We start from the raw sequence: 9,310 nt of genomic DNA on the forward strand, positions 1-9,310 counted from the left end.
TTCCTATTGAAAACCGAATCATCTTTACCCATTTTTTCAATTTTCGATTTTTATTCAATAAATTTTCTATCCAAGTGGCTTTGGTGCCTATTTTTTGAACATAAGGTGTATTAATAACCGTACACGGTGTGCCAGAGATACGTTCAGTCATAATAATATCCTCAGCACCATAATCTACACAAGCTTGTTTATAGTCGTCTGTAACACCAGCCTCTACTGAAGCGATAAATGGACTACCAACGGAAACTCCTGCAGCTCCATAACTCAACATTTTGTCTATATCTGCTTTACATCCTACTCCACCTGCTGAAATCACAGGAATAGATAATTCTTTGTGGAGTAAACTTGTTAATTCTTGTGGAGACATATTACCACGGTGACCACCAGCTTCGTTATTTACCGCAATGGCAGCATCTGCTTCTAATGCCTCTACTTTTTTGGCAAATCTTAAATCCGTAACATCACAAAATACTTTAATCCCAACAGCATGAGCTTGTTTTATGGTTTCCTCGGGACTTCCCAAAGAGGTAATAATAAAGTCACAACCTTCTTCGCAAAGCACCTCTAACTGGCCTTTGTACTTAAGGTTAGATCTATTTACAATTAAATTAAATCCAAAAGATCCGCCTTCAACTTTGTTGGCCTTTAATTCTTTTATAGCAGCTCTTAACTCGTCTAATGTTCTGTAATTTAACGCAGGGATACAACCGGCAATACCAGCCTTCATCGCTTCTGTTACCATAGCCACATTAGAGACTAAAAACATTGGAGCTTGTATAATTGGGTGCTTTATTTTTAAAAGCGTAGTCAGTTTTTTAGACATATTTAATTGTAATTATTTCAATACACTTTAACTACACTTAGTGAGTACAGTTAAATTTATAGCTTCAAATATACTGAAATATATTATGCACGCATAATAGTTGTTAGTCTAAAAAGCGATAGTATCCGCATTTTAAATAAGCGCCTTCTGTAAAAGTAACAGGATGATCACTATCGTGCTTCGTTTTATCTACTGTTTTAAAAGGTCTTGGTTGACTGCCCAAAACACGTTGATTTAAATCAAAAAAAGACTGCGCTAAGACTCTAGATGAACACGAGGCTAACACCAACAATCCCTTTTTTGAGGTAAGCTGCGCACCCAATTCTGCCAGTTGCGCATATTTCTTTTTTGCTAAATCAATCTCAGATTGTTGCTTAGCAAAACTTGGAGGATCTATAACTACCACATCGAAACGTTTTCCATGCTTAATAAGTTGTTTCATTTCAGCAAAGGCATCACCTGCAATCGTTTTATGAATACCTTTATAACTATTCAATTTTCCGTTATCCAACGCCATCTCTAAGGCTTGTTTACTTATATCTAAGCTTGTTACCTCTGCAGCATCATTAGCTAGTGCATGTACTGAAAATCCGCCAGCATAAGAGAACACATCCAAAACGGTTTTTTGTTTACTAAGCTCACCTACACGTTTTCTATTTTCTCTATGATCTAAAAAATAACCAGTTTTATGGCCTTTAATAACATTAGCAGAAAAAAGAACTCCATGTTCTACAAATTGTACAACTTCAGTTTTTAGTCTTCCGTAAACAACGTCCCCATCTTTAAATTTATGGTTTGAGCTATTTTGAAGATGTCTACTCAAACGCATTACAATAGTTTCTGCTTTTGACACTTGTCGTAAGCTTTTCAATATAGATTCAAGATAGGGCAACCAAATTTCAGAATAGAGTTTTACGACTAAAACCGAATCGTAAACATCTGCTATAAGACCAGGAAAACCATCATTTTCACCAAACAATATGCGGTAACTGTTGGTGTTGGTTTTTAGCAACTCTGAACGTTTATCATAAGCTATTTCAATTTTCTTATGAAAAAAATCGGCATTGATTTCCACCTTGGTTGTGGCATTATGAATTATTTTAATTCTAATAAGAGATTTAGAATCATAGAGTCCGATACCGATAACCTTGTTTTTATTCTTACTAAAAATGATGGCTAAATCACCTGTATGTGCGTCGTCATTAATCTTAACAATACTATTTGAAAACACCCAAGGATGGCCTTTAACAACGGATTGTTCACCTCTTGCATTAAGTTTTACGGCAAGCCGTTTTGGAGATGTAGTACTAGTAATCATTACTATGAATCAATTAATGTAGTATCAAAAATAATCCTTAATAACGCAAGTAGATCACTTTTTATTTAAAATAGAGTATTAAATTTTAGATTTCAAATACAGTACGTTTTTATATTAATTAACACTTTAGCTTTAAATTCTTTGAAATTTTGGGTGTTTCCGAACCTAGGAGTGCCCAAACTTTGGTTTTAGTAAAAAAAAGAGGTTATCTAAAATTGATTCTTAATTTTAGACAACCTCTATTAGTAATGTAAACTGGCCGTTTACAAATGCAAAACTTAATCTATTCTTTAATGAACTTAAAAGATGATCCATTTTCTAAACGAAGAAAATACATCCCAGCAGTTAACTGAGAAACATCTATAGAATTTAAGCTACCAGATACGGCTTTAGTAAATAAAAGTTTACCGCTTAAATCATACACTGAAGCTTTCTCATTAGAGATATTAGCATTAATATTTAGGGTAGAACTCGCAGGATTTGGAAAAATGGAACCTTGAGTTCTAGAAAATTCTTCAGTAGATAATTGTGATGTATCGCCTTGTATTAAAATAGCGTTATCAAATCTAAAAGTACCTACAGAATCTGCAAAACTAAATAAAACCCTAACATCTGTTGGATCAAAATTAGGATCAAGATTAGCTAAATCGATATCAAAAGTAAAAACGACCTCATGAAACTCGCCATCTGCAGGAATATCTTGCTGAGGAAATGCAGCACCTTGAAATCCACCGTTTTCAGTAAATACCTGAATTTTAAAGGTATCGTCAGTACCGTTACCACCTGGTGTAGGTGCATTAGAGCTTACCCAGATAGAACCAGAGAATGTAGTTGGCCCATTAATAAGAGATGATAAGTCTAATTCTTGTCTTATAGAACTAGCACCATCATTTACAGGATTAGAAACAGTATTAACCGTCATTTCTAAAGAACCGCTACCGGCTGCACCCGAAGTCCCTTGATTTTCTGTTGAAAATGCAAATGAATTATCAGCTCCAGAAAAACCTAACTGTGTTGTCCAACCCGATATGTCAGTATCAAAATCTGGATTGGCAAGTAAATTTGTTTGTGCAAATGACAAACTGCTAATAAATATTAGCGAAAATAAAAACGTAATTTTTTTCATATTATTTAAATTTTAATGAATGAATTATGCCTTCTAAATTATAGAAAAAAAGACAAAATCAAGATAATTTATTAAAACATATCAAGCATATTTTACAAAATTTGATGCATCATAAGCGTTAGACTAGAATCATTTAGACTTTGTTTCATAAAAAAACGCAATCAATTTAATGATTGCGTTTTTAGTTTAATCTATTTTTCTCGCTATGAGATCCCCAAATAAATTCGGGATAAGCGATTCACACAATTCCGATTTTTTCATCGGAATTGATTCTCTGCTTACTTCACTTCTTCAAAGTCTACATCTTCTACATCGCTAGACTCGTCAGCGGGTTGCCCTTGAGCTCCAGTATCTGGACCTGGTGCGCCACCTTGAGCCTCGGCTTGTGCCTTATACATTTCTTCACTAGCTACCTTCCAAGCTTCGTTGATTTTCTCTAAAGCTGGCTCAATAACAGCAATGTCTTTGGTTTCGTAAGCTGTCTTCAATTCTGCAAGCGCCTCTTCAATTGGCTTTTTCTTATCATCAGATAATTTATCACCAAATTCTTCTAATTGCTTTTCAGTCTGGAAGATCATACCATCTGCCTGATTCAACTTATCGGCAGTTTCCTTAGCTTTTGCATCTGCATCTGCATTCGCTTCTGCCTCTGCTTTCATCTTTTGGATTTCTTCTTCCGTTAATCCAGATGATGCTTCAATACGGATATCTTGTTTTTTACCTGTAGCTTTATCTTCTGCAGATACTTTAATGATACCATTAGCATCAATATCAAAGGTTACTTCAATCTGAGGTGTTCCTCGTTTTGCTGGTGGGATACCATCTAAATGGAAACGACCAATCGTTTTATTGTCTGCTGCCATTGGGCGTTCTCCTTGTAATACGTGGATTTCTACCGATGGCTGATTGTCTGCTGCTGTAGAGAACACCTGCGACTTCTTTGTTGGTATCGTTGTGTTGGCTTCTATCAGCTTGGTCATTACATTACCCATAGTCTCAATACCTAATGATAATGGTGTTACGTCTAATAAAAGAACGTCTTTTACATCACCAGTTAATACACCACCTTGTATACCTGCTCCTAAAGACACTACCTCATCTGGGTTTACACCCTTACTTGGTGCTTTACCAAAGAAGTTCTCAACAGCTTCCTGTACAGCAGGAATACGTGTAGAACCTCCGACTAAGATCACCTCGTCAATATCAGATTTTGATAAACCAGCTGCTTTTAAAGCCGTTTCACATGGTTCAATAGTACGCTTGATTAAATCGTCAATTAACTGCTCAAATTTAGAACGTGTTAATGTACGTACCAAGTGCTTTGGTCCACTCGCTGTAGCTGTAACGTAAGGTAAGTTAATCTCTGTTTGCGCAGAAGATGATAACTCAATCTTAGCTTTTTCTGCAGCTTCCTTAAGACGTTGTAAAGCCATTGGGTCTTTACGTAAGTCCATATCTTCATCGGCAATAAACTCTTCCGCTAACCAATCAATGATTCTCTCATCCACATCATCACCACCTAAGTGTGTATCACCATCAGTAGATAATACCTCAAAAACTCCGTCTCCTAATTCTAGGATAGACACATCATGTGTACCACCACCAAAATCGAACACTACAATTTTTTGATCCGTAGATTTTTTATCTAATCCATAAGCCAATGCTGCTGCAGTAGGCTCGTTAATGATACGTCTTACTTTTAAGCCAGCGATTTCACCAGCTTCTTTTGTTGCTTGTCGCTGTGCATCGTTAAAATAAGCTGGTACTGTAATTACGGCTTCGGATACATCTTGTCCTAAATAGTCTTCAGCCGTTTTCTTCATCTTTTGAAGAACCATTGCCGATAATTCCTGTGGCGTATATAAACGGCCATCGATATCCACTCTCGGAGTATCGTTATCCCCTTTTACCACTTTATAGGGTACACGTTCTGCTTCTTTCTTAGACTCAGAGTACTTATTACCCATAAAACGTTTAATAGAATAAACGGTTTTTGTTGGGTTTGTTACCGCCTGTCTTTTTGCAGGGTCACCAACTTTAATTTCACCACCCTCAACGAAAGCGATTACCGAAGGTGTTGTTCTCTTACCTTCAGCGTTTGGGATTACAACTGGCTCATTACCTTCCATTACGGAGACACATGAGTTGGTTGTTCCTAAATCAATTCCAATAATCTTACTCATAATTTATTTTTGATATTAGTTTTCCGTTTACACGGAAATTTCAATGTTTTAAATTTTAAACTCGCAAAGTATTAGTCAAGTTTTATGCCATGACAAAAAAAATGACAGGATGTCAGCTATGAAGTTGAAGTTGAATTCGAAATTGAAATCGAAAAAAGTTTAATCATACTTACACTTTGGAACGGCATTTGCTATATGTTTAGAAAACGATATATATGAAACGATTACTTACCTTTATTTTTCTGATGACTCTAGTTACAAATTGTACGAGAGAAGAAATTATCCAAGAGAGCTTGTTTGCTGCACAGTCTTTTGAAAGAACAATCAATTTAGTAGAGTCTAACAACTTTGAAGCTACGTTTGAAATACCGTCAAATATTGAATTGTTAGAATCTGATATGGTCCTTGTTTATCACCTAGTTGGTGTAGATAATGAAGGCTTTGATATTTGGAGGCTTATGCCAGACACAGTATTTACTAACGATGGTCAACAATTTCAATATAATTTTGAGCATAATTTTGATTTTGTAACCGTATTTATTGAAGCTCCTTCAACATTCGATTTTAATTCTCTATTGCCTGGAGACACCTTAGATCAAACCTTTAGAATAGTAGTATTACCCGTGGATTTTTTCAATAGTGGTGTTGTAGATGTTAACAATATGAATGATGTAATGCAGTATGTCCAATAGGGTTACTATCCATAAATAATATTAAAGTCATGAGTTTACAATCATGACTTTTTTTATGCCTCAAGCTTAAACAAAATGTATCTTTGTCTTAACTAAATCAATAAGTAATGGAATGCATTTCTGTCTTTGATATGCTTAAAATTGGTATTGGACCTTCGAGTTCGCATACCTTAGGGCCTTGGCGTGCTGCAGAACGCTGGATAAAAGAACTCAAAGACAAAAAAAGGTTTGAGAATATTGAAAAAATCACAGTAAATCTTTATGGGTCTTTATCATTAACTGGAAAAGGTCATGCCACAGACTATGCGGTTATGCTCGGTTTAACTGGTGCTGACCCTGAGCGTATTCCTGTTGCTGATATTGATAAAGTTGTTGCTGATATTAAAACATCAGGGCAACTTAATTTTAACCAAGAAAAAACGATTCCTTTTGATTTTAAAGCGGATATTATTTTCAATAAAGAATTTTTACCCTTTCATGCCAATGGTATATCTTTTAGTGCATTAATAAATGGCAGAAACTATAAATCAACTTACTACTCTATTGGTGGTGGTTTTGTAGTACAAGAAGAACGTAAGGTTTCTAAGGCCAATGAGATTATTTTCTATTGCACCTTTCCCTATCCTATTTCTTATGGTGAAGAGCTTTTGAAATTTTGCAATCAACTCAATTTACCAGTTTCGGGAGTGGTTTTAGAGAATGAAAAATCGATTAGAGATAATACTACTATTAATCTGGAGTTAAAACGCATTTGGACTACTATGTTAGAGTGTATGTACACGGGTTGCCATACTGAAGGCAACTTACCTGGCGGACTTAATGTAAGACGTCGTGCCTTTGATATGCATAAAAATTTAATTGGAGAGAAACATTATACAAATCCAATTGAATGGCTTAATGTCATTAGAGATACCGAGGTTAAGTTTAGACAAATTTTAAAATGGGTAAGTTGTTTTGCACTTGCTGTTAATGAAGTTAATGCTTCTTTAGGTCGTGTGGTTACTGCACCAACTAACGGAAGTGCCGGCGTTATCCCTGCGGTTTTAATGTATTATTTAGTGATTGAAAACCATGATGCCAATTTTGAAGACATTAAAAAATTTTTACTCGTAGCTGGCGAAATTGGAAGTATATTTAAAAAAGGGGCTACCATTAGTGCAGCCATGGGAGGTTGCCAAGCAGAGATTGGTGTCTCTTCTGCAATGGCGGCAGGTGCGCTTTGTGAATTGATGGGTGGTACACCAGAACAGGTTTTAGTTGCCGCAGAAATAGCTATGGAGCATCATCTTGGGTTAACCTGCGATCCCATAGGAGGTTTGGTGCAAATACCTTGTATAGAACGCAATTCCATGGGTGCCATAAAAGCCATTAATGCTGCTGAATTGGCCTTAGATACAGATCCAAAAAATGTAAAAGTGCCTTTAGACAAAGTTGTAAATACCATGTGGGAAACCGCTAAGGACATGAATACTAAATACAAAGAAACCTCTGAAGGTGGGCTGGCCATAGGCGTAAATATGTCTGATTGTTAGATGCCCATCTAAATCTTCCCGAAGTGGAGACTTTTATTTCTTATAGAAATAAACAGTGCTCTCTTCGTTTATAAATATCGTTATATTCTAAGTGATTTTAATGCTTTAAGGTATTACCTTTGAGATGCGTTCCTTCTCCATTGGGAAGGCTAGAATGGGCTATTTTATTGACACCCATCACGTCGTCTGGTATCAACCAAATAAAGTATTTTCCAAGTTGCCTCTTCTTTTATGAATTGAAAAGAATTAACACCACAGTGGCTAAAATTACCGTTAAACCAAAACTCATAAGGAATCCATGCATTTGCCATTTTACCATCTACCTTAATATTAAATCCAAGTAGTTTCTCTTCAAAAGCACTGCTTTTAGGGATACTTGCAATACTTGTAACAAACTCATTATAATGAGTTGATTTCAAGATTGTTTTTCCGTCTATATTAACCGCTATTGATTGTAATACGATGTCATCTTTTGCCATAGCCTTAAGCTTCACAGTATCTTGCTTATGAAAAGCATCAAAAAATTCAATAATGGTAGCTTTAACCTGTGCTTCCTCCTGGTTTTGGGCATTAAGATTAAGGCAAATTAAGAACGAAATAATAAATAGAACAGTTTTCATTGTGCGGTTGTTTAAATTGAAATTAAGGATTTACCAGTATTTATAACTTAGATTAAAGAAAGTTTAACAAAACTCACTATTTTTACTGACACTATAATTTTAAGCCTATGTCAGTTGCAAAAAAAGAATATAAAAGAATCACCGTTAAAAGCCTAATAGATATGAAATCGCGTGGCGAAAAGATTTCTATGCTTACGGCCTATGACTATACCATGGCTAAAATTGTAGATGGTGCTGGTATTGATGTAATACTGGTTGGAGATTCTGCCAGTAATGTTATGGCTGGGCATGAAACTACGCTACCCATAACCTTAGATCAGATGATATACCATGCCTCTTCTGTGTTACGAGCTATTGAAAGAGCTTTGGTTGTAGTAGATTTACCTTTTGGTAGTTATCAGAGCGATCCTAAAGAAGCCCTTCGTTCTGCAATTAGAATAATGAAAGAGTCTGGAGGACATGCTGTAAAAATGGAAGGAGGAAAAGAAGTTAAGGAGTCTATTAAACGCATTTTAAACGCTGGTATTCCCGTAATGGGTCATTTGGGTTTAACGCCTCAGTCTATATATAAATTTGGAACTTACACGGTAAGAGCTAAAGAAGAACAAGAAGCACAACAGTTAAAAGAAGATGCTTTAATGTTAGAAAGAGCTGGATGTTTTGCACTAGTACTAGAGAAAATCCCTGCTAAATTAGCAGAAGAGGTTGCCAAGAGTATTAGTATTCCTGTTATTGGTATTGGAGCTGGGAATGGTGTAGACGGACAGGTTCTAGTAACACACGATATGGTTGGTATGACTCATGAGTTTAACCCACGCTTTTTAAGACGCTACATGAACTTATATGAAGAAATGAACAAAGCCTTTACGCAATATGGTGAGGATGTTAAAAGTGGCGATTTCCCTAATGATAAAGAGCAGTATTAGTGGTTAGTGGTTAGTGGTTAGTGGTTAGTGGTTAGTGGTTAGTGGTTAGTGGTTAGTGGTTAGTGGTTAGTGGTTAGTGGTTAGTGGTTA

At 35.8% G+C, this 9,310-nt stretch carries 8 protein-coding genes; 3 read left to right on the forward strand and 5 right to left on the reverse strand.

Going from position 1 to position 9,310, the window contains the following annotated elements; translation table 11 throughout:
* The 4 genes from Q0800_RS09480 to dnaK all read right to left on the reverse strand — a co-directional run.
* A partial coding sequence (locus Q0800_RS09480) for a nitronate monooxygenase (protein ID WP_299129132.1) occupies window positions 1–823 on the reverse strand: 823 nt, incomplete at its 3' end.
* A 103-nt stretch (window positions 824–926) separates the two neighbouring features.
* Window positions 927–2,141, reverse strand: coding sequence for a class I SAM-dependent rRNA methyltransferase (locus tag Q0800_RS09485; RefSeq protein ID WP_299129133.1), 1,215 nt, complete (start codon window positions 2,139–2,141; stop codon window positions 927–929).
* Window positions 2,142–2,424: 283 nt separating this feature from the next.
* A complete protein-coding gene (locus Q0800_RS09490; protein WP_299129135.1) occupies window positions 2,425–3,267 on the reverse strand; it encodes a T9SS type A sorting domain-containing protein in 843 nt (280 codons plus the stop codon).
* Between the two features lie 278 nt (window positions 3,268–3,545).
* Window positions 3,546–5,450 carry a molecular chaperone DnaK gene (gene dnaK / locus Q0800_RS09495; RefSeq protein WP_299129136.1) on the reverse strand — a complete coding sequence of 635 codons (1,905 nt, stop codon included), beginning with the start codon at window positions 5,448–5,450 and terminating at the stop codon, window positions 3,546–3,548.
* Window positions 5,451–5,665: 215 nt separating this feature from the next.
* On the opposite strand from dnaK, the gene Q0800_RS09500 reads away from it, so the two are divergent.
* Complete coding sequence (locus Q0800_RS09500) at window positions 5,666–6,142, forward strand: hypothetical protein (protein WP_299129137.1); 477 nt, start codon at window positions 5,666–5,668, stop codon at window positions 6,140–6,142.
* Between the two features lie 107 nt (window positions 6,143–6,249).
* Window positions 6,250–7,674 carry an L-serine ammonia-lyase gene (locus Q0800_RS09505; protein ID WP_299129139.1) on the forward strand — a complete coding sequence of 475 codons (1,425 nt, stop codon included), beginning with the start codon at window positions 6,250–6,252 and terminating at the stop codon, window positions 7,672–7,674.
* Window positions 7,675–7,838: 164 nt separating this feature from the next.
* Here Q0800_RS09505 and Q0800_RS09510 read toward each other — a convergent pair whose 3' ends face one another.
* Window positions 7,839–8,294, reverse strand: coding sequence for a nuclear transport factor 2 family protein (locus tag Q0800_RS09510; RefSeq protein WP_299129141.1), 456 nt, complete (start codon window positions 8,292–8,294; stop codon window positions 7,839–7,841).
* A gap of 107 nt (window positions 8,295–8,401) precedes the next feature.
* On the opposite strand from Q0800_RS09510, the gene panB reads away from it, so the two are divergent.
* Window positions 8,402–9,220, forward strand: a complete 819-nt coding sequence (panB, locus tag Q0800_RS09515) for a 3-methyl-2-oxobutanoate hydroxymethyltransferase (RefSeq protein WP_299129143.1) — start codon at window positions 8,402–8,404, stop codon at window positions 9,218–9,220.
* Window positions 9,221–9,310 lie beyond the last annotated feature (90 nt).

This window comes from uncultured Winogradskyella sp., from assembly GCF_937958655.1.
Lineage (GTDB): Bacteria > Bacteroidota > Bacteroidia > Flavobacteriales > Flavobacteriaceae > Winogradskyella.

What these genes read in the sequence shown, in the direction of transcription:
- Q0800_RS09485 (WP_299129133.1), bottom strand. Translation starts at nt 2,141, where the DNA reads ATGATTACTAGTACTACATCTCCAAAACGGCTTGCCGTAAAACTTAAT.
- Q0800_RS09490 (WP_299129135.1), bottom strand. Translation starts at nt 3,267, where the DNA reads ATGAAAAAAATTACGTTTTTATTTTCGCTAATATTTATTAGCAGTTTG.
- dnaK (WP_299129136.1), bottom strand. Translation starts at nt 5,450, where the DNA reads ATGAGTAAGATTATTGGAATTGATTTAGGAACAACCAACTCATGTGTC.
- Q0800_RS09500 (WP_299129137.1), top strand. Translation starts at nt 5,666, where the DNA reads ATGAAACGATTACTTACCTTTATTTTTCTGATGACTCTAGTTACAAAT.
- Q0800_RS09505 (WP_299129139.1), top strand. Translation starts at nt 6,250, where the DNA reads ATGGAATGCATTTCTGTCTTTGATATGCTTAAAATTGGTATTGGACCT.
- Q0800_RS09510 (WP_299129141.1), bottom strand. Translation starts at nt 8,294, where the DNA reads ATGAAAACTGTTCTATTTATTATTTCGTTCTTAATTTGCCTTAATCTT.
- panB (WP_299129143.1), top strand. Translation starts at nt 8,402, where the DNA reads ATGTCAGTTGCAAAAAAAGAATATAAAAGAATCACCGTTAAAAGCCTA.